The organism is Flavobacterium macacae, from assembly GCF_003865365.1.
GTDB classification, from domain to species: domain Bacteria; phylum Bacteroidota; class Bacteroidia; order Flavobacteriales; family Flavobacteriaceae; genus Flavobacterium; species Flavobacterium macacae.
The window spans coordinates 104,327-125,355 of sequence record NZ_RQVR01000003.1; the positions used below are offsets into that span (position 1 = coordinate 104,327).

Below are 21,029 nucleotides of genomic sequence, written 5' to 3' on the forward strand. Positions count from 1 at the left end.
TTTTTAAAGTTTGTAGGAGTAATAGATTGGTTATAAAAGAAGAATAAAACAAGAGAGTTGTTTACGATGATAATTTATTTTTTATTAATCATATTTAAAAAGATAGATCATATTTAATGTACACTACTTTTTGATTTAGTTAAAATTATGTTGTACAGAGTTTTTATTTAAATATGTTTTGTACATTTGTATATACAAATAAAAGTATTTTGGAACGCAAAGATTTTTTAAAAACTATAACAGGAGGAATAGCTATGGCATCATTATACCCATTCTACAACTGGACAAAAGAATTAAGTGAAGAAGATGTGAAACTTCCGGTTTTGTTCATCGGCCACGGTTCTCCCATGAACGGAATTGAAGATAACGAGTTTTCACAAACGTGGGCAAAGATGGGCGAAACCATTCAAAAGCCAAAGGCGGTTTTGGTGATTTCGGCACACTGGCTTACGCGTGGCACGCACATCACGGCAATGGACAATCCAAAAACGATCCATGATTTTGGTGGTTTTCCGCAAGCATTGTTTGACGTACAATATCCTGCAAAAGGAAATCCTGAATTAGCGAAAGCTACAAAGAGCCTGATTCATACTACTGACGTTGGATTAGACCACGATTGGGGTTTGGACCACGGAACTTGGACAGTTGTTCGACATATGTATCCAAATGCAGATATTCCGGTTTTGCAATTGAGTATTGATTATAACAAACCGCCACAATATCATTATGACTTGGCAAAACAATTGGCTTCTTTAAGAAAAAAAGGTGTTTTGATCATCGGAAGCGGAAATATGGTTCACAATCTTAGAATGGTTGATTACAGCAAAATGAATGTGCCCAATTATGGTTATGATTGGGCTGTTGAAATGGATCAGGTTTTTAAAGACAAGATTGCCGATAAAGACCACAAAGCTTTAATCAATTATGAAACGTTGAACAAAGCTTCAAAATTGGCAATTCCAACGCCAGATCATTATTTTCCATTGCTCTATTCGCTAGGATTGCAAGATGATAAAGACGATACTTCGTTTTTTAACGACAAACTAGTAGGTGGTTCTTTAAATATGACGTCGGTAAAAATTGGCTAATGTTTTACTTCAATATGCGAATTAATTTCCAATAAAGCATTTATAAATTCTTGCTTTCTCTTGGGCGAAATATAAATATCGTCAAATTTATTGTACTTGATAATCAATCCTTTTGAGCCCAAAGCAGGTTTCAAATTAGAAGAAACGATCCCGTTCTTCTGGTGTTCAATCGTATGAATTCTAAAAATATCAATTTTGCCTTTCAGAGGGCCTGATTTGTATTTTAAGTACGAACCTTCAATGCTGTAATTGGTTCCTAAAAGAATCCAAAGTAATAAAACCGCACTGACAACACAAATTACAATCGGAATAAAAACTGCAATTTTGGTAAGGTTATTTGGAGTTAAAAACGGTGTAGCAAGCAAAAATAGAACAGCAATCCATAATAGAGAAACTGTTGGAATGTGCTTATCTGAATAAAATTTTTTCATATTTAAATTTAAGAAATATATTTAGGAACAAAAAAAATTCGGGACTAAAAAATCCCGAATTTTCTATGAATACAAATTTATAGATTTCTAAAAAAAATCAATGTATTGTATGTAACTTTTTAAAGATCTAATTGTTTTTTTGTTTTCTTGACCAAAGCGTCTTTATGGACCAAAACAGAGATCGCTTTCAATCTCAAATATGGAACGCTCATATAAATATAGCCGTCGTTCCCCACGTTTTTAGTTCCCCAAGAATTTTTTACTTTATAATAAACGCTTCCGGCTTGATCTCTCACTTTTCCAACGATGTGCATCAAGTGATCGTCTGTGGTGTTGAAATTTTCAAATTCTTGCTGGCGGTATTCTGGCGTAATTTTTTTCTCAGGTTTGATTTCCGTCAAAATCGCTTTTTCGTCGGCTACATTTTCCGGAATCACAGCAATTCCATTTCTTCCAGAGAATGTTTTCTCGCTGACGTCAGCATCCAAAGCCAAAGTATATCCTTTTTCTAAAGCATTGTCCACATTAGCTACAAATTCATCTAACGGCATATTGTAAAAACTTCCGTTTGAAAAATTATCAGGAACATCTAAAATGAATTTTGAATAATTAGGCTCATTGGTGAACGAAGTAATTGTCACATAATCATCTAAATTCAATTTAGTCATCTCCAAAAAGCTTTTCGGAGTGTAGTTTTTTGTTTCGTAAGTAAATTCAGTAACATTGGGGCCCATATATTTGTCAAGGATAACAGCTACTTCTTCTTTCCATTTTGGCTCTAATTTTCGCTCTGGATTAGAATACCATTTTACTACTTTTTCAATTTCAGCTACCATTTTTGAATGGTCATGCTTTTCTGTATTCCCCACAATTCCGGTGTAAGCCACATCTGGAACAAGTCCAAATTCTTTAGCGCTGTTAATCACATCGTGATTCAGTCCGCCTTCGCCAAATTGCGCTTTTCCTTGACGCATTACAAAATTCCAGGCTTTTTTAGGATAAGTGTGGCGAACGTTATACATTTCTGAAAGATCAATTTTTTTTCCCGAAATTCGGATGATTTCTGCTTCTAAAAAAGAAGTGGAAGAAAAGCTCCAGCACGTTCCGGTTTCACCTTGAGAAAGTACCGGCGTGCATGCGATGTCTTTAATTGATTGAAATTCATACTTTTGGGAATAGCCCGAAAATGCCAAGCTTAAAAATGCGATGCTTAAAAAAGTCTGCTTCATTATTATTTGGTTTTGTTTATTCGTAATCTGTAAAAAATGAATTATTTTTACGCTAAAATAATAATAAAATGAGTGCAATAAACTGGGAAACTGTTAAAGATTTTGAAGATATAACTTATAAAAAGTCAAATGGCGTTGCTAGAATCGCTTTCAATCGTCCTGATGTACGCAATGCGTTTCGTCCAAAAACAACGGCTGAACTCTACCAAGCCTTTTATGACGCGCAAGAAGACACGTCAATCGGCGTAGTTTTATTGTCTGCTGAAGGTCCTTCTTCAAAAGATGGGGTGTATTCTTTTTGCAGTGGTGGCGACCAAAAGGCGAGAGGAAACCAAGGATATGTGGGCGATGACGGAATGCACCGTTTAAATATTTTAGAAGTTCAAAGATTAATCCGTTTCATGCCAAAAGTAGTTATTGCAGTCGTTCCGGGTTGGGCCGTTGGCGGTGGCCACAGTCTTCACGTGGTTTGCGATTTGACATTGGCAAGTAAAGAACACGCAATTTTCAAACAGACTGACGCTGATGTGACAAGCTTTGACGGCGGTTATGGTTCGGCGTATTTGGCTAAAATGGTCGGGCAGAAAAAAGCTAGGGAAATTTTCTTTTTAGGAAGAAATTATTCGGCTCAAGATGCTTTTGATATGGGAATGGTAAATGCCGTAATTCCGCACGCCGAGCTGGAAGATACTGCATATCAATGGGCTCAGGAGATTTTAGAAAAATCGCCAATGTCAATCAAGATGCTGAAATTTGCCATGAATTTAACTGACGACGGAATGGTAGGACAGCAAGTTTTTGCGGGCGAAGCAACTCGTTTGGCGTACATGACCGAAGAAGCAAAAGAAGGAAGAAATGCCTTTTTAGAAAAGAGAAAACCAAATTTCGAGAAGAAATATTTGCCTTAATTAGTCGAAGGCCGAAAGTCGAAAGGCTTCACCTTGAGGAGATTTTCCTTAAACCTTTTACCTAAAATCGAATCCCCCTTAATGGAAAACTTCACAAACGATACTTTAAACATAAATTCACTTCCCAAATTTGAGGAAGTGAATTTTTCTTCCCTGCATAAAAATTACATCAAGGTAGTTAGCATCAATATTGCCATCACTTTATTGATTGTAGCCATTGGAATCGGTGTTTTGCTTTATTTTGATGAAGAATTACAAAGTACAACTTCGTATTTGATCTTCGGAATTTCGTATTCAGTTTTTGCGCTACTCGTACTGTTTTTAAGTCTTGCAGGTGTAAAACGACGTGGTTTTGCCGTCAGGGAAAAAGATATTTTATACAAAAGAGGATTGCTTTCTTCAACAACAACCATAATTCCCTTTAACAGAATTCAGCATGTGGCCATGCACGAAGGTTTTTTTTCAAGGATGTTTGATTTGGCTCAAATCCAAATTTTTACTGCTGGTGGCGGTGATGTTAAAATTTCTGGAATCGAAAAAGAAAAAGCAGAAAACATCAAGGGACTTTTGATGCAAAAAATCCAAAACGAATTGTAATGCAAATCGATTTTAAAACCCCGCAAAGACAATCCATCACAGGAATTGTGGTGATGTTTGCTGAAACATTGCAAGGCGTGATTCGTGCCATGTGGGCGCCATTATTGATCATTTTATTCAAATTAGAACCCGAAAAATACATTCTTGTGGGTTTGAGTTTCCTCGGAATCATAATTTTGGTTGGAATTGTTGCTTTTTTAAAATACCGAAATTTTACTTTTTTCCTTGACGAAGAGAAGCAAGAATTTGTTTTAAGCAAAGGAATTTTGAACAAAAGTAAAATCAATATCCAGCTTTCAAAAATTCAGCAGGTCAATATCAACCAGTCGATAATTCAGAAAATTATCGGCGTTTACAGCCTTGACATTGACACCGCCGGAACCGATAAAAAAGAAATCAGCATTCGTGCAATTGATCAAAATTTGGCTTTGCTCTTAAAAGAAAGACTGCTTGATTATGGCGAAAAAGAAGAAATGCTTTTGGATGAAAATCAAGAAGTAATTCCTAAAGAAGAAAATATTGCAAAACCTTTTATTAAAATAAGTTATGTTACTTTATTTAAAGTAGGTATTACATCAAAATACGGACGAACGATCGCTATTTTAATTACGTTTTTGGTTACCTTATTTCAAACTTTTAAAGACGCTGTCGATACTTTTGAATTAGATGAAACGCAAGTTGATTCTGTATTTGAAAAAGGTTTCGGGATGATTTCTGTCGTGATTATAATCTTCGGAATTTTGATTTTAGTGCTGTTCATCAATATCATCAGGACGTTCATCAAACATTTTGATTTTGAAATGGTAAGGCAGAAAAAATCATTGGTGGTTACTTCGGGATTATTCGCCAAGAAAAACACCTTGTTGAATCCGTTTAAAGTTCAGATCACCTCGTTCAGCCAGAACTTCTTCCAAAGAAAACTGAGGATTTTGGATATGAACATGAAACAGGCTTCCAATGATGAAGTGAATGAAAAGCAGAAAAAGAGCAACGTGATCGAAGTTCCTGGTTGTGAATCAGGCGAACGTGACGCGATTTTAAAACTAATTTTAGGCAAAATTCCTGAAAAAGGGCAGGAGTTCAAGCCTAATTTCCGCTATTTACTTTTCAAGATTCTTTTCAGTGTGATTTTTCCAATTCTCATTTTTATCGTGCTTTCCTTTACGGTTATTGATGATTTGTATTTTTATTTACCGCTAGTTTTCGTATATTTAGCTCTTGTTGGTTTTATGATTTTCTACGGATTTAAAAATTACAGAATGTATTCGAATTCAGAGTTTATAATCTTAAAACACGGCGCTTGGGATGTTGAAAATGAAATCATCCAGCCCCACAAAATTCAGGGAATTACGACAAAACAATATTTTTGGAATAAAAGTGCTGACGTCGGACATCTGACTTTGCACACTGCAGCAGGGGATGTTCACTTTCATTTCGGTAATTTTTCCGAAATAAAACTATTAGTCAATTATTGGCTGTATCAAGTAGAGACTTCCAATGAAAATTGGATGTAACTTTGCAGAATAAATTATTTACGAATAAACACAAAAAATGAAACATTGGGTTGAAGCAGCGCGTCTGCGAACGTTACCGCTGTCGGTATCAGGAATTATTGTAGGAAGCATGTTTGCGTTGGCCTATCCAACTACAGATGTATTGACGCCAACCGAAGTTTTTAACTGGCAACTATTTGGTTTTGCATTACTTACAACGCTTGGCTTGCAGGTTTTGTCGAACTTTGCAAACGATTATGGCGACGGAATAAAGGGTACTGATAACGAAGACAGGATCGGGCCAAAACGTGCCATTCAAAGCGGAGTCATTTCACCAGAAGCAATGAAACGCGCCATTATCATCACGTCGGTATTGACATTTATTTCAGCGCTTTTATTGATTTATTTTGCATTTGGCGAAGCTTATATTTGGTATTCCATCTTATTTATAATTCTAGGATTGTTGGCAATCGCATCAGCAATTCGTTACACAGTTGGCAACACAGCTTATGGTTACCGCGGTTTTGGAGACTTTTTCGTGTTCGTTTTCTTTGGATTGGTAAGTACTTTGGGTGTTAACTTTTTATATTCTAAAGAAGTCGATTACCGATTGATTCTTCCGGCAATCGCCATTGGTTTCTTGAGCGTCGGCGTTTTGAATCTGAACAATATGCGTGATGAAGCTTCTGATAGAAAAGCAGGCAAGAACACTATTGTTGTCAAAATCGGAGGCGAAAAAGCAAAAAAATACCATTACTTTTTAGTCATTTCGGCAATGGTTTTGGTTTTGGTCTTTGCATTTTTAAAAGATTTCAATTTTGACCAATACATTTTTGTCGTTGCTTATTTTCCGCTGACAAGCCATTTAATCACGGTTTACAGAAATAAAGAACCAAGAGCATTAGACCCAGAATTAAAAAAATTAGCGTTAAGCACGTTTTTGTTATCCATCATACTTTCGCTTTGTATGATCTTTTTCTTCTCAGATGTTATTGTAAATAGTTAAAAAATAAATTTATGAAAATCACATTTTACGGACAGTCGAGCCTTGGTATTGAAGTTGCAGGAAAAAACATCATCGTTGATCCTTTTATTTCGGGCAATGAAATGGCTTCGCATATCGATAGTAACGAGCTGAAAGCTGATTATATTTTGGTTACGCACGCACACGGCGACCACGTTCTAGACGTTGAAGCCATCGCAAAACATACGGGTGCAACAATAGTTTCCAACGCAGAAATCGCTACCTATTACGAGAAAAAAGGCTTTAAAAGCCATCCGATGAACCACGGCGGAAGCTGGAAATTTGACTTTGGAAGCGTGAAATATGTGACCGCAATTCATTCAAGTTCTTTTCCTGACGGCACTTACGGAGGTAATCCTGGTGGTTTTGTCATTGAAAGCGAGCACAAAAATATTTACATTGCGGGCGACACCGCCTTGACTTTTGATATGAAATTGATTCCATTGCGCACCAAGCTAGATTTGGCTATTTTGCCGATTGGAAACAACTTCACGATGGATATCGAGGATGCCATTATTGCTTCTGATTTCGTGGAATGTGACAAAATTTTAGGGTATCACTACGATACTTTCGGTTACATCAAAATCGACCATGAAGAGGCTAAAAAGAAATTTTTTGACAAAGGAAAAGACCTGATGTTGCTTGAAATCGGAGCTTCATTAGAACTATGATTTTTTTCAGAAGCGAGTGGCTCGGGCTTATTCAGCAATCCATTTTCCCGATGGCGCCATTGCTTGAGCTCTCTCATTGCCTTCTTGGGCAATGAGAGAGCTCAAGCAATGGCGCCATCGGGGCTATTTAAGTAATCCATTCCATAAAATGTCTACAAAAAAACTCTTGCTATTATTTGTATTTTTTATTTCAAAAACCACATTTGCACAGCAAGATGGTTACTGGGACAAAGATCGGGCAACTACCAAAGAAATCATCGTCACAGCCGGCGACCGAATGACTGTCAAAACCGAAGATTTACCCACCGGAACCACAGAAATCATCTACAGAATCACTTTGTTAGATGAAAATCAGCAAATGGCAAACAGTTTGGTTTCGCTTTTAAAAGCAATTCCTGACCCAACAGGGATTAGTCAAGGCGGAGCGGGCGCGGTATTTTTGATGTCAAAGGTTTCGGGTGATGATAAATGCAAATACGCCATTTTTTCTACTGATAAATTTGCTTCAGAATATCAAAAATACGGCAAAACTACCAATGCTTGCTTGGCACAAAACATGCCGTTGAGCAAAGATGCCAAACGGTTGACAATGGATAAAACAGCCTGCTTGGCAAGCATAAGCGAGAACATCTGGTTTGGTTTTGAAAGCCAAAACTGGATTATGAAACAAAAAATCGTTTTGGAAGTCGTGCCGTGGGTTGATACAAAGCTAAGCAAAGGCTGGAATTCGGAAAATCGGCAGGCTATTTTAAAACAAGTCAAAGCGTCAGAATTGGCAAAGAAAATGCTTAATTCAGATGATTTTTCACTTTGTATTCTTGAAAAAATCCAGAAACAATACAAATTTAAAGAGTTCCAGAACTTGTTGGCGTTGGAAAAAACAAAGTCTCTAAAAGATTATGGAAACGCCTGCCTTTCAGAAAAACCCGCAAATAAATCAATTCTTACCGCAATACGCTTGGATGCACAGCAATTGTTCAAAAATAAAAAATACGACGAAGCTATCGATTTGCTGAAACTCGGTGTAATTGATAACTCTAGTGGAACCGTTTTGGATTACAATGCTTTAGGGCAGTACTATCTGTATTCAAAACAATTTGATAAAGCTTTAAAAGCATTAAAAGAAGCAGAGCGATTGGATAATTCAGAACTTTTGGTCCAGCTGAATTTGGCTCATTTGTATCTGTTAAATGATGATTACAAAAAAGCAAAAGAAATCCATAAAAAATACAAATCGCAAAATGTAACTTCAAAAGTAAGCTGGGTTTCCAAAGCCAAAGCTGATTTTGAAGAACTCCAGAAGGCAGGTTTTAAAAGCGATGATTTTGAAAGAATTTTAAAAATTCTTGAAGATTAATTACGCTTGGCATTTTTAAAATAGCACTACAATGAAAGCTTCTTATAAAAAATATGTCCTTGATTTTAAAAGGCCTTCGGGAACCTCACGAGGAATTATGACCGAAAAGGAAACTTGGTTTCTTATTTTAGAAGAAAATAACAAAAAAGGAATAGGCGAGTGCGGTATTTTAAGATCGCTGAGCGTGGACGACCGGCCCGATTATGAAGATCAATTAAAATGGGTTTGTGAAAATATCCATCTGGGAAAAGAAAAACTTTGGGAATCATTGCTCGAATTTCCATCCATTCAATTTGGAGTAGAGATGGCTTTCCAATCTTTAGAAAGCAAAAATCCTTTTGTTTTATTTCCTTCGGAATTTACAGAAGGTCAAAAGAATATTCCCATAAATGGTCTGGTCTGGATGGGTGAACAGGCCTTTATGAAAGCACAAATTGAAGAGAAATTAGCACAGGGATTTAACTGTATAAAATTGAAAATTGGGGCCATAGATTTTACGAAAGAACTGGACTTATTACGCTTTATTCGTGAAAATTATGATGCGAAAAAAATCGAAATTAGAGTCGATGCAAATGGTGGTTTTGATTCAGAAAAAGCTTTAATTAAATTGAACCAATTATCTGGATTTGAGTTACATAGTATTGAACAGCCGATACAAAAAAATCAAACTGACAGTATGTCAGAGTTGTGTAAAAACACCCCTTTTCCTATTGCTTTAGACGAAGAACTTATTGGTGTCTTTGAATATAGTGAAAAAGAGGAATTACTGCAAAAAATCAAACCGCAATATATCATTTTAAAGCCGAGTTTGGTTGGCGGATTTCGTGGTTCAAAAGAATGGATTACACTTGCTGAAAAATACAATATTGGCTGGTGGGTTACTTCGGCCTTGGAAAGCAATATTGGTTTAAACGCAATTGCGCAATGGACCTTTCTGCAAAATAATCCGATGCCTCAGGGTTTGGGAACGGGCGGACTGTACACCAATAATTTTGATTGCCCGTTGGAAGTCAGCCATGGAGAATTGACTTATAATCCAGAATTGGATTGGAAGGTTTCTATTTAATTTTTAGACAAAATTTGCCCGCAAAGATGGGTCCTGAAGTTTACAAAAAAAATCAGATGGCTTCTCAAATAGCCCCGATTGTGGCAATTATCCTTTTTTTGCAAAAAAAGATAATGCCTAAAAGCGGGAAAAAGAATGGCCGATAAAATACCGGCCATTCGCTTCAAACTATTCTTAAATTATTTCTTTTTTGTGACAATCGGAGCGCTCAAACAGCTTTCAGGAATATTAAAAGCGTGTACAAGTGGCACCGCGTTTTGTCGAATTTCCCAACATAATTGGTTGACCGCTTTTCGAATCGCTTTGGTTTTTACACCTTCCATATAACCTTGTTCAAGGTACCAGCTTGCATTTTTCTCGATCGTGGACAATGCGTAAAGCTGGAACAATTTGCCTAAGATTGCTTGTGATCCCTTGTCATTTGTAGTTTCAATTTGGAGTTGGAATTGTTCTAATACGACTCTTTCCAAATAGGCTTGGCCGACATTTATCAAATGATGTTGCGCAATATTGAAGGCATCGAACGAGTCTAGGCCACTGTCTAATAATTTTTTAATTCGTTTTGCAGCGGAAGCCAAAATTTCTTTTTCTCTGAATTGGAAAGCGTGCAGATGAAATTCGGGATCAGCGAGATGGTTTTCGTCTGTGTTTCTGGTGGCAAACGGATTTTTGTAGGTAATTGACGTTTTTGCCTGATCTACGACATAATTAAACAAGCTCACTGCGTTCATTTCTCCGAATTGGTTTCTGAATTCTGACAGTCGGTTTTTGGCTACCAAATTCATTAAAACCGTATTGTCTCCTTCAAAAGTGGTGTAAACTTCTGTGTCATTTTTTAAAGCTCCGAAACGGTTTTCAGACAAATACCCCTTTCCGCCACAGGCTTCACGGCATTCTTGAACGGTGTCGCGCGTGTTCCATGTTGAATAGGCTTTCATGCCGGCGGCAAGTGCTTCGATTTCTTGCATTTCGGCTTCCTTTCTGTGTAAAAAGCGTTTGGTCACATATTGCAAGGCGAAATGAATGGCGTAGGATTTGGCCAAATACGGCATCAATCTTCGCTGGTGCATTCTGTAATTCAATATCGGAACTTCAGAACCGCCTTGCGGACCAAATTGACGTCTTTGGTCGCCATAACGGATGGCAATTGCCAAGGCTGATTTTGCAACAGCCAAAGCCGAACGCGGAATGCCGATTCGACCGCCCACCAAAGTGCCGAGCATCGTAAAGAAACGTCGGTTGTCACTGGAAATCGGGCTTTCGAATTCGCCTTTACTGTTTACTGAAGCAAATCTATCAAGCATATTTTCCTTTGGAATGACGACGTTTTTGAAATAAATAATCCCGTTATCAACGCCGTTTAAGCCCATTTTGTGACCGCAATCTTCAATGGTTATTCCATCTAAAATAGTGTTTTTTGAATCGCGAATTGGAACGATAAAAGCGTTTACTCCGTGGTCTTTTCCGTCAATAATCAATTTGGCGAAAACCGTGGCCATTTGTCCGTCACGTGCGGCATTTCCGATGTATTCTTTTCGTGCTAATTTATGAGGCGTATTTACCGTAAAAGTTTTGGTTTTGTGATCGTAGGTTGCGGTAGTTTCTAACGATTTTACATTGGAGCCGTGATTGGTTTCGGTCATCGCAAAACAGCCCGGAAGTTTTAAGCTTCCCACATCTTTCAGGTATTTTTTATAGTGTTTTTCTGTTCCCAGGGATTGGATGCTCATTCCCCAAAGCCCAAATTGCACTCCGAATTTGATGACCAAGCTTAAATCATGGTAGCTCAATGTTTCCATAATGGAGAAATAAGCTTCCACATCATCTTCACCGCCATGCTCTTTTGGGTAAGCCGTTGCTCCAAGACCTTCTTTGGCTAAAATTTTACACCATTTCAAAACTTTTTCACGGTAGACCTCGGTATCAGTCGATTCTTCGTATTTGAAAGCAGGCAGGGTGAATATTTTTTTTACTTTATTGATGGTTTCTGCTTGAGAACCGTCGAGAATTTCGGTGAGTTTTTCTACTTCAAAAGTAGCTTCAGTCACGTACTTTGAAGTGATCGTATCGTGTTTTTCTTTAAATGCAAAAATAGCTTCGCTACTGATTATTCCTAAAGATTTTTCAAGTTCTTGAAGAAAGAAATATAGTTTTTTTAGCTCCTCATTATCCGTTTCTGGATTTTCTACTAATGCTAATTTTAGGGCAACATCTGTAAGCAATTCGTCGTCATTGTTGTCATCGACTCCTTTTGAAATTATTTCTTTCCACTCGTTTATTTGAGATCTTGAAGGTGGATTTTCAACGTCTATTTTTGAGAAAAGTTCGTCTTTGTCGGTTTTTGTAAGCCAATCTTGAGAATCGATTGCGTCTTTCATGGTTTTCATTTCTGTTTCTGTCAGCACATCGTCAAACCAGGAAATGTAAAATAACGGCAGGAAGGAATTTAAAAGTGGATTTGCCATACTGTTTAATCTTAGAAATTGAGTTTCCTTAAAATTAAGCAATTACAGCTCATTTCAATTTAAATGTTTGTTAATTTACAGCGTTTTTTGTTGGTATTTTCTTAAGGATTCAAGCGCTTGCCTTTGCACTTTTTTGCGAAGGAAAGAGCTCCAGCCTAATAGTATGCCAGTTATTCCTAATGCTTGTTTGGACCAGGTATGAAAATCAAAATGATCGTTATGTTTGATGATCAGTCCGTCTTTAAATTCAAAATAGGCATGAATTTTATTGACAACATTTCTATTTGTTTTTGCAAAATGGTACTTCGCTACCCATTTTGCATTACCGCTTTTATCATTTGCATGGATATCTGAAAAAGAAATGTGAAGGTTTCCTTTTGCGCGGTCAATAAGCATGTGCCACATGTCAGCAACATCTTTTCCGTGCAGTTTTCCAAACGCGGGATCTTCAAAAACAATATCGGGATGGTAGCAACTTGCCATTGTTTCAGGATTCTGCGATGCAAAAGCAGCATAAAATTCTTCGATAATTTGTTCGTGGGTATTCATTCGGCGCTTGTTTAGAATTTAAAAATACACAAAATAATTATAGAAATTACGGCACATAAACATCCGTCCAATCGGTTGATTTTATGGCCGCTACTTTGTTTTCGTCGTTCATCGTTACTTGCAATTCTTTTTGAATAAATTTTCTTTGGTATTCGGCTTTATATCTAAAAATATGGGAATTATCTTTATTATTTTTAATTACTTCTACTAATTGAATGTCTTTAAATTGTCCGTATTTTAATAAATATTTCGAACAAGTGCTTGATAATCTTTCTAAAGTTGTGTTTTGAATCACCTTATCTGTGGCTTCCTGAGTTGTAAAAGGTTTGAATTTTGAAGTATTGCAAGTGTTCAAGATTCTTTTTCCCAATCCGTATGCTTTTGATTTTAAAGCTGGATTTATCTCTTCAGAAGCTAAAACTTCGATGTCTGGTTTTTTAGTTGAATTAAAAATTCCTGTTGATTTTGATTTACACGCGCTTAAAAAAGCTACGGCCATTAGAAGTAAAATTACTTTTTTCATTTTAATTTATTTTTAAGAGTAGGTTGGGATCAGGACAGTTTTCGAGATAATATGCTAATTTATTTTTGCTACAGACTCCGGGATAATCTCCAGAATTTTGATCGATATTTTTAATTATTTGAAAATGTAAGTGGGGCGAATATCCTCCATTGACGCTTGCATTTCCCAGCGTTCCAATTTTCTCGCCTTTTTGAAATTGGTCTCCGATTTCGAGATTTGAAATACTTTCAAGAGAAAGGTGGCCATATAATGTATAGAATTTTACATCTTCCAATTGATGTTCCAAAATAATTGTCGGTCCATAATCGCCCAGCAAATTATTGAAGTTAAAACTGTGAACGGTGCCTTGCAAAGCAGCTACGACATCGGTTCCTTCCTTTATCCAAAGGTCTAAGCCGATGTGGATATTTCTTTCGTCAAAATCTTCGCCATTGAAAATCGTGCTCCTTTTGTACAGATTTCTAATTTCATTGTAACCTCCAAATGCAACTAAAGCATTTTTTTTTGCTAGATAATTTTCGATGTAATTTTCAAAAGCTGCGGCGTCTGACAAAAGTTCTTTATTCAGGTCAGGATTTTTATCGGATAAATCTATAGCAACATAATCCGCATAAGAAATGCCGGGAGCGATAACTTTTACATCAGTAAGCTGGGTTATTAAATTTTCGAATGGTGCCATATATTGGTTTTGGAATACAATTTAATTTGCTGTTGCTTATGGTTTTGGTGCTGTTGAAATGGAAGTGCTTTATTGTATTTCAGCCGATTCCAATGATTGCGTTTTAGGATCAGGAGTCGGCACTGGATTAGTAACAGGAGGGGTGGTTGGCGCAGGATTTGGCATATTTTCTTTGCAAGAACTGAAAATTAGAATTAACAGTCCTAAAATGAGAAGTGACTTTTTCATCTTGATGGGTTTTAGTTGGAATTTATCGGTAAATCAATTTTGAATTTACTGTTTTTAACGGAAAATTACAACCAAAAAGTATCATTTTGGGAATTAATTATGATTCTAAAAATAATTTTGCCAGCAGTTCATACGATTTTTTTCGATCATCAAAATCATCACAAATTGTAGCAACCATCACTTCATCGGTCTGATAATCAGTTGCGATCTTTTCAATGGAAGCCTTTAATTTTTCTGGATTTCCGGCAATATATCTCCCTTTGTTATATGCGATTCTTGCTTTTTGATTTAAATTGTATTTCATTGCTTTAATTTCTTCAAGAGAAGGTAGTTCTCCTGACGCACCTGATTCAATGTGCAACAGCCTGTAATCAAATTCAGTAATCCAATCTTTTACTTTTTGCTCATTTTCAGAGCAAAAAGCAAAAATACCTACGTTTACTTTCGGTTCTTTTAATTCTGGCGAAGGCTTGAAATTTTCACGATAAAAAGCAGCTGTTTCAGCGCCGCCATCCGGATTTATAAATTGCGCAAATGAAAGCCCGATTCCAAAATGTGCCGCAAATCGAGCGCTTCCGCCACTTGACGATAAAATCCACAAATTAGGAATAACATCTGGTTTTGGATAGGATTTTACTTTTTCGTGAACAGTTTCCGGAGTTTCTTCGTGGCGTAAAAAACCTTTCAAATCTGTTAATTGTTGGTAATATTCTTTTTCGCTAAAAGCATTTGAAGGATTTAAAAGATAAGAAGACATCCTGTCGCCGCCTGGAGCGCGGCCGACGCCAAGATCGATTCGGTTTGGATATAAAGTTTCCAGTAAGCCAAAAATTTCTGCTACTTTAAAAGCACTGTGGTTGGGAAGCATTATTCCGCCAGAACCCACTTTTATTTTGGTAGTCTTTGAAGCAAGATAAGGAATAAGTACTTCTGGAGCAGTTCCGGCAAGCATCTTGAAATTGTGATGTTCTGAAACCCAATAGCGCGTGTAGCCTAATTTTTCAGCCAATTGAACTAGTTCGCCTGAATCATTAAGCGCCTGTTTTGCAGTTCCATTTCGTCGTATTTGGGATTGGTCAAGAATGCTTAATTTGATTTTTTTCATAATGTAATGATGCGTAACTATATGTTTTTATTGCTTTTAGATTATGAAATTTAATAATTTATTTAAATCAACAAGCAGTAATTGCAATTTCTGGGTTCGATTTCGGGTAATTTCTAAAATCTTGTCCATTTTAATAACCTGCCACATAGTGCCGTTGGCTTTGCCATAGGTTGCATTAATTAATTCAACTTCTTTTTGCTTGAATTTTATCCATTGGCGCTGTGAATCTTTAAGTTTCTGTTCTGCTTTGGAATCTAATTTGGTCTGCAGCAATTTATAGGTGGCATTTAATTCTAAGTCCCATTCAGCAAGCGCGTCATTAAGGCATTGTGACATCGCGGCGGTCGATTTGTTTTCTTCCGCAGTTAAACAATTCTTTAATTCTAGATCAATTTTATGTGTTATTTTTTCTTGAGAAAATGTGAATACAGTAAAAAATAGTGCAAGGAGTTTAGCGGTGTTTTTCATAATTGTAAAGATACGGAACAATTAATTTTTAGAACTTTTTTGGACATCTCTTAGTTGTTATATTTTTTATAAAGTTTACTTAAAGCTTAATAATTTTTTATTCCACCACTACAATTTTAAAGATGATAGCGCGATGGAAATTGGTCAAATCTGTAAGTTTTGACAATTTTAAGTTATAAACTATTGACAGTGATTAAATGGATATTCTTCTATGAATATCTGTTTTGAAAAAAATATATGAGAATTTAAATCTGCTTAATTTCTTGGGAATCGTAAATTCTTACCCCCGCTTTTTTTAAAAAAACAACAGTCATTAGTGATCTTCCGATTATTCTTGCGTGAATTGGCTTGTAATTTTTTAAGGAACCAAACAAAAATGGACTTAGAAATTTTGCAACTGCTAGTCCGATTTTTTCCCCCAACCTTTTCTCTTTTCTTTGGCCATCGATAATTGCCGGCCTGAAAATAGATAAGCTTTCAAAACCAATTTTTTGCATCTCCTTTTCCATTTTTCCTTTTACCTTAGCATAGAAAAAAGTAGAATTTTGGTCAGCTCCCATGGCTGATATTACAGCGGCGGTTTGACATCCGTTTTGATATAAATGATTCGATAAATAAAGGGGTAATTCCAAATCAATTTTAGAAAAGGCTTCTTTTGAGCCTGCCTTTTTAATTGTAGTTCCTAAACAACATATAAAAGCATCGGCTACAACTTTGGTGTTGAGCTTATTGTCTTCTAAAATAACTTCTTCTAATTTTGGATTTTGAATTCCTGTTGATTTCCTTCCAATAGAAATTACTTTGGTTATTTTTAATTGAAGCAGAAGATATTCAAGACAGTAAGATCCAGTAAGTCCTGTGGCGCCAGCGATTGCTATGATCATAATTTTGGGTTTTACTTAAATTTACGTAAAACCTCAAAAAAATGTCCGAACTTCGATTTACTTTAAGATTATTTTAAATAATGTTGAAAGTTATACTACTATTTGAGTTTCGACAAAAACCAACATTCGAAGTCCAATTGCCATAACGCCTGCGGCTACTTTCATAAAATCATCCATAGAACAATTACATGTTTTTATTCCTATGCTACGATTGTTGTAAGGTTCGTAAATTTCAGGTTCAGTAATTGAAAATAATCCGACAGTAGGCGTGTGAACGGCACTAGCTAAATGCATAATTCCGCTATCAGCACCAATAAATACCTTGGTATTGGCTATCAGTGCTCCGATTTCTCGAACATCTTTGCTGTAAAATGTAGGTGCTTTAAAATTGATTCTCGAAATATTTTCTATGGGTAAAACTTCAATAATATTGTATTCGGTGTATTTTTCTTTTAAAGAAGTATAAAAAATTTGCCACCATTCTTCCGAATAACATTTTTCGCCTGTGGCATAAGTAAAGATGCAAATTGTTTTGCGGTCATTTTTTACAATTTTTTGTAAAGCCTTTTTACCTAATGTAATTTCTTCAGAAGTTAATTTTAAATCAAGAGAAGGAATTGGTTTTTTATTTTCAGGAAAACCGAGCCTGTTTAAAAATAACCTTAAATTATACACGGGATATTTTGCAATATGCATTTGGTCCTCATTTTTAATTTCATCAATAGCATCTCCAAAATATTTAAAATTTGCATTAGAAAGCTTTGTGGATAATCGGCCTGAGGAAGAATTTTTGCTGACATTGATTACCAAATCATATTTTTTTCTTCTCAATGAAATCCAGCTCGCTATATATTTTAGTAAACTTTTAAAAGGTTTTTTAGGAAGCTGAATAATTTTATCGACGTTTTTATAGTTTTCAAAAAGAATAGGAGCGAGGCCGCCTTTTACTAAAATATCAATTTTGCTTTCCGGAAATGTTGCAATAACATCTTGTAATAAAGGGGTAATAAGCAACAGATTTCCTAATCGACCATTGGGCCTACTGATCAAGATCTTTTGGATTTCAGGCAATTGGTCACTATCAAATTTTGTAATTTCAGACTTCCTACCTATGTTTTTGGTCAGACCTTGCATTAATTGTCTTCTGACACGGTTTACTATTTTTGGAATTTTCATTCGCAATCTATTTTTTTTGGTTGGTTAGTAGTTTTGGATGCAATTTTTATCAAATATAATCCAACAACTAAAATAAGACCTTTAAATTATTAATAAAGTTCAAATTTTATTTGGAAATATTTATGTGCTAAAATTCTAAATATTTGAAAGACCAATATAAATAGAAAAATAGGGTATTAATGTTAATATAGAGTAAAGATACAACTTGATTTGTGAATGTTTTAGTGATTATTTAATGAATATTTAATGATTTAAATCAATTTCGTTTCTAATTTGAAATAAAATATATTTTTTATAAAGTATACTATTTTTTATTACTATATATATTCTAATTTTAGGCATAACTGTAAAAAAAAATCCCAATCATTGATTGGGATTTCTATAATAAATAAGAATTTAATTATTTAAAACAAGCTCGGATACTTGGAAGGGTTCACTTCGCTCATGATCGCATATACTTTTTCATAAATATCTTCCACAGATGGTTTCGAAAAATAATCTCCATCCGTTCCATACGCTGGACGGTGTGGTTTAGAAGCCAAAGTTTCTGGTTTGCTGTCCAAATGTCTGTAGCCGTTTTGAACATCTAAAATTTCTTGCAAAATATAAGCTGAAGCTCCACCAGGAACGTCTTCATCAACTACCAAAAGACGGTTGGTTTTTGCTAAAGACTTCACGATATCGTGATTCACATCAAAAGGCAATAACGATTGAACGTCAATGATTTCTACGTCAATTCCGACTTCTAATAATTCTTTGGCAGCTTGTTCCACCAATCTTAAAGTAGAACCATACGACACCAAAGTAATATCTTTTCCTTCTTTTAAGGTTTCCACAACACCAATTGGCGTTTTGAAGTCGCCCATATTGGTAGGCATTTTTTCTTTCAATCGGTAACCGTTCAAGCATTCTACAACCAAAGCCGGTTCATCAGTTTCCAACAATGTATTGTAAAAACCTGCTGCTTTTGTCATATTCCTCGGAACCAAAACATGAATTCCACGAATCGCATTGATGATCATTCCCATTGGTGAGCCAGAATGCCAAACACCTTCCAAACGGTGTCCGCGTGTTCTGATAATCAGCGGTGCTTTTTGTTTTCCTCGAGTTCTGTATTGCAAAGTCGCCAAGTCATCACTCATAATTTGGATGGCATATAAAAGGTAATCCAAATACTGAATTTCAGCAATCGGGCGCAGGCCTCTCAAAGCCATCCCGATTCCTTGCCCAAGAATTGTTGCTTCGCGAATTCCTACATCGGCAACACGAAGTTCCCCGTATTTTTCCTGCATTCCTTCCAAACCTTGGTTCACATCGCCAATGTTTCCGGCATCTTCACCAAATACCAAAGTCTCTGGATATTTGCTAAAAATAGCGTCAAAATTATCACGGATGATTAATCGAGCATCCACCTGTTCAGCAGATTCGTCATACGTTGGAAGCACTTCTTTTACAGAGAAAACATTTTTATCAGACTCAGAAAATAGATTGGAACTGAACTTCTTTTGTATGGTTTCGGTGTACTTTTCAATCCATTTTGCCAATTGGTTTCTGCCGTTTTCTTTTACGATAATTCGCAAAACTTTTCGGGCAGTTGACAAAATATCTTTACGAATCGGCTCCTTGATCGCCTTTAATTCGTTGCTGTATTTTTCTATGAAAACTTTATTATCGCTTGAATTTGCAATAGTTTCCAAAATTGAAATCAATTCCTTTTGTTCATTTTTGACTGGTTCTACAAAAGCGTTCCAAGCGGCTTTTTTACCCTCAAGAACTTCTTTTTTAATGGCATTGTCAATTTCTTCTAATTCTTCCGGCGAAGCCATGTTAGTAGCAATCATCCACAATTTCATCTGGCGAAGACAATCAAAATCAGCTTCCCAGGCCAATCTTTCTTCATTTTTGTAACGCTCGTGCGAACCTGAAGTAGAGTGTCCTTGCGGTTGCGTCAGTTCTTGAACGTGGATCAAAACCGGCACGTGCTCTTCTCTTGCAATTTGCGAAGCCTGTTCGTAAGCCGTGATTAATGCTGGATAATCCCAACCTTTCACTCGAATGATTTCGTATCCTTTATTTTCAGCGTCTCTTTGAAAACCTTTTAAGATTTCAGAGATGTTTTCTTTAGTGGTTTGATGTCTTGCGTGAACAGAAATTCCATATTCATCGTCCCAAACGCTCATGACCATTGGCACTTGCAAAACTCCGGCAGCGTTGATCGTTTCAAAAAACAGGCCTTCAGAAGTACTTGCGTTTCCAATGGTTCCCCAAGCGATTTCGTTTCCGTTGATGGAGAAATTGGTTTTGTTATTGATTCCCGTAACGTTTCTGTAGATTTTTGAAGCTTGCGCCAAACCTAACAAACGTGGCATTTGGCCAGCGGTTGGAGAAATATCTGAACTTGAATTTTTTTGCATCACCAAATTTTTCCAAGAACCGTCTTCGTTCAAACTGTGCGTTGCAAAGTGCCCGCCCATTTGGCGTCCCGCAGACATCGGGTCATGGTCAATATCTGTATGGCCATATAAACCCGCGAAAAATTGCTGAATTGACATTTGGCCGATTGCCATCATAAAAGTCTGGTCGCGGTAATATCCTGAACGAAAATCTCCATTTTTAAATGCTTTGGCCATTGCCAATTGCGGTACTTCTTTTCCGTCGCCGAAAATTCCGAATTTAGCCTTTCCTGTCAAGACTTCACGTCTTCCTAAAAGACTGCATTCTCTACTGGTTACGGCAATTTTATAGTCATTTAGTATTTCTGTTTTGAAATCTTCAAACGAAAGTTCTTTTTTGGAAGCTATATGTGTCATAAATGAAATTTCTTTGTATGGAAAACAAATTTAGTCAAATAATCGTATAAAACAAAATAGCAATGATTTAATTATGTGCAATCGATTTACTGAATAAAGGGGTTTTAATGAAGTATAATCAGTAAAAGCCTTTTAAAATTATTTTATGTGTAATTTTATTCCGGTTATTCTATTATCCCAAGTTTTTAAGAATGTGTCTTATTTACTGTAACGGCCTGATTTTTAGTTATTGTTTTGATTTTTAGCCCAGATAGCAGGGGAAAGCCTATTGTGCAAGA

General features: G+C 36.1%; 20 protein-coding genes. 8 read left to right on the forward strand and 12 right to left on the reverse strand.

Annotated elements, in window-relative coordinates:
- Nucleotides 1-254: 254 nt before the first annotated feature.
- Nucleotides 255-1,088, forward strand: a complete 834-nt coding sequence (gene ygiD, locus EG849_RS03805) for a 4,5-DOPA-extradiol-dioxygenase (RefSeq protein ID WP_125011760.1) — start codon at nucleotides 255-257, stop codon at nucleotides 1,086-1,088.
- Here the strand turns inward: ygiD and EG849_RS03810 are convergent.
- Complete coding sequence (locus EG849_RS03810) at nucleotides 1,085-1,519, reverse strand: PH domain-containing protein (protein WP_125011761.1); 435 nt, start codon at nucleotides 1,517-1,519, stop codon at nucleotides 1,085-1,087. The genes ygiD and EG849_RS03810 overlap by 4 nt on opposite strands.
- 119 nt (nucleotides 1,520-1,638) lie before the next feature.
- A complete protein-coding gene (locus EG849_RS03815) occupies nucleotides 1,639-2,748 on the reverse strand; it encodes a C1 family peptidase (RefSeq protein WP_125011762.1) in 1,110 nt (369 codons plus the stop codon).
- Between the two features lie 68 nt (nucleotides 2,749-2,816).
- On the opposite strand from EG849_RS03815, the gene EG849_RS03820 reads away from it, so the two are divergent.
- From EG849_RS03820 to EG849_RS03850, 7 genes are all read left to right on the forward strand, one after another.
- A complete protein-coding gene (locus EG849_RS03820; RefSeq protein WP_125011763.1) occupies nucleotides 2,817-3,656 on the forward strand; it encodes a 1,4-dihydroxy-2-naphthoyl-CoA synthase in 840 nt (279 codons plus the stop codon).
- Nucleotides 3,657-3,737: 81 nt separating this feature from the next.
- Nucleotides 3,738-4,253, forward strand: coding sequence for a PH domain-containing protein (locus EG849_RS03825; protein WP_125011764.1), 516 nt, complete (start codon nucleotides 3,738-3,740; stop codon nucleotides 4,251-4,253).
- Nucleotides 4,253-5,767, forward strand: a complete 1,515-nt coding sequence (locus EG849_RS03830) for a PH domain-containing protein (RefSeq protein WP_125011765.1) — start codon at nucleotides 4,253-4,255, stop codon at nucleotides 5,765-5,767. The genes EG849_RS03825 and EG849_RS03830 overlap by 1 nt, the downstream gene beginning before the upstream one ends.
- A gap of 37 nt (nucleotides 5,768-5,804) precedes the next feature.
- Nucleotides 5,805-6,752, forward strand: a complete 948-nt coding sequence (menA, locus tag EG849_RS03835; RefSeq protein ID WP_125011766.1) for a 1,4-dihydroxy-2-naphthoate octaprenyltransferase — start codon at nucleotides 5,805-5,807, stop codon at nucleotides 6,750-6,752.
- Between the two features lie 11 nt (nucleotides 6,753-6,763).
- Nucleotides 6,764-7,441, forward strand: a complete 678-nt coding sequence (locus EG849_RS03840; RefSeq protein WP_125011767.1) for a metal-dependent hydrolase — start codon at nucleotides 6,764-6,766, stop codon at nucleotides 7,439-7,441.
- A 148-nt stretch (nucleotides 7,442-7,589) separates the two neighbouring features.
- On the forward strand, nucleotides 7,590-8,798 hold the full coding sequence (locus tag EG849_RS03845) for a tetratricopeptide repeat protein (protein WP_125011768.1): 1,209 nt from the start codon (nucleotides 7,590-7,592) through the stop codon (nucleotides 8,796-8,798).
- Nucleotides 8,799-8,829: 31 nt separating this feature from the next.
- Entirely contained in the window at nucleotides 8,830-9,864 is a 1,035-nt protein-coding gene (locus EG849_RS03850; protein ID WP_125011769.1) for an o-succinylbenzoate synthase, read from the forward strand.
- A gap of 179 nt (nucleotides 9,865-10,043) precedes the next feature.
- On the opposite strand, the gene EG849_RS03855 is transcribed toward EG849_RS03850, so the two are convergent.
- From EG849_RS03855 to EG849_RS03895, 10 genes are all read right to left on the reverse strand, one after another.
- Nucleotides 10,044-12,329, reverse strand: coding sequence for an acyl-CoA dehydrogenase family protein (locus EG849_RS03855; protein ID WP_125011770.1), 2,286 nt, complete (start codon nucleotides 12,327-12,329; stop codon nucleotides 10,044-10,046).
- A gap of 75 nt (nucleotides 12,330-12,404) precedes the next feature.
- On the reverse strand, nucleotides 12,405-12,878 hold the full coding sequence (locus EG849_RS03860) for a nuclear transport factor 2 family protein (RefSeq protein WP_125011771.1): 474 nt from the start codon (nucleotides 12,876-12,878) through the stop codon (nucleotides 12,405-12,407).
- Nucleotides 12,879-12,924: 46 nt separating this feature from the next.
- Nucleotides 12,925-13,401, reverse strand: coding sequence for a hypothetical protein (locus tag EG849_RS03865; RefSeq protein ID WP_125011772.1), 477 nt, complete (start codon nucleotides 13,399-13,401; stop codon nucleotides 12,925-12,927).
- 1 nt (nucleotide 13,402) lies between these two features.
- Entirely contained in the window at nucleotides 13,403-14,080 is a 678-nt protein-coding gene (locus tag EG849_RS03870) for a peptidoglycan DD-metalloendopeptidase family protein (protein WP_125011773.1), read from the reverse strand.
- A gap of 69 nt (nucleotides 14,081-14,149) precedes the next feature.
- Entirely contained in the window at nucleotides 14,150-14,308 is a 159-nt protein-coding gene (locus EG849_RS15570) for a hypothetical protein (RefSeq protein ID WP_158611913.1), read from the reverse strand.
- 97 nt (nucleotides 14,309-14,405) lie between these two features.
- On the reverse strand, nucleotides 14,406-15,413 hold the full coding sequence (locus EG849_RS03875) for an LLM class flavin-dependent oxidoreductase (RefSeq protein ID WP_125011774.1): 1,008 nt from the start codon (nucleotides 15,411-15,413) through the stop codon (nucleotides 14,406-14,408).
- 36 nt (nucleotides 15,414-15,449) lie between these two features.
- On the reverse strand, nucleotides 15,450-15,881 hold the full coding sequence (locus tag EG849_RS03880) for a lysozyme inhibitor LprI family protein (protein WP_125011775.1): 432 nt from the start codon (nucleotides 15,879-15,881) through the stop codon (nucleotides 15,450-15,452).
- A 245-nt stretch (nucleotides 15,882-16,126) separates the two neighbouring features.
- Nucleotides 16,127-16,765 (reverse strand): Rossmann-fold NAD(P)-binding domain-containing protein, encoded by a 639-nt coding sequence (locus EG849_RS03885; RefSeq protein WP_125011776.1) that lies wholly within the window; start codon nucleotides 16,763-16,765, stop codon nucleotides 16,127-16,129.
- A 90-nt stretch (nucleotides 16,766-16,855) separates the two neighbouring features.
- The gene (locus tag EG849_RS03890) at nucleotides 16,856-17,941 is read right to left on the reverse strand and encodes a glycosyltransferase family 9 protein (RefSeq protein ID WP_125011777.1); all 1,086 of its coding nucleotides are present in this window, start codon (nucleotides 17,939-17,941) and stop codon (nucleotides 16,856-16,858) included.
- Nucleotides 17,942-18,345: 404 nt separating this feature from the next.
- A complete protein-coding gene (locus EG849_RS03895; RefSeq protein ID WP_125011778.1) occupies nucleotides 18,346-20,751 on the reverse strand; it encodes an alpha-ketoacid dehydrogenase subunit alpha/beta in 2,406 nt (801 codons plus the stop codon).
- Between the last annotated feature and the right edge of the window lie 278 nt (nucleotides 20,752-21,029).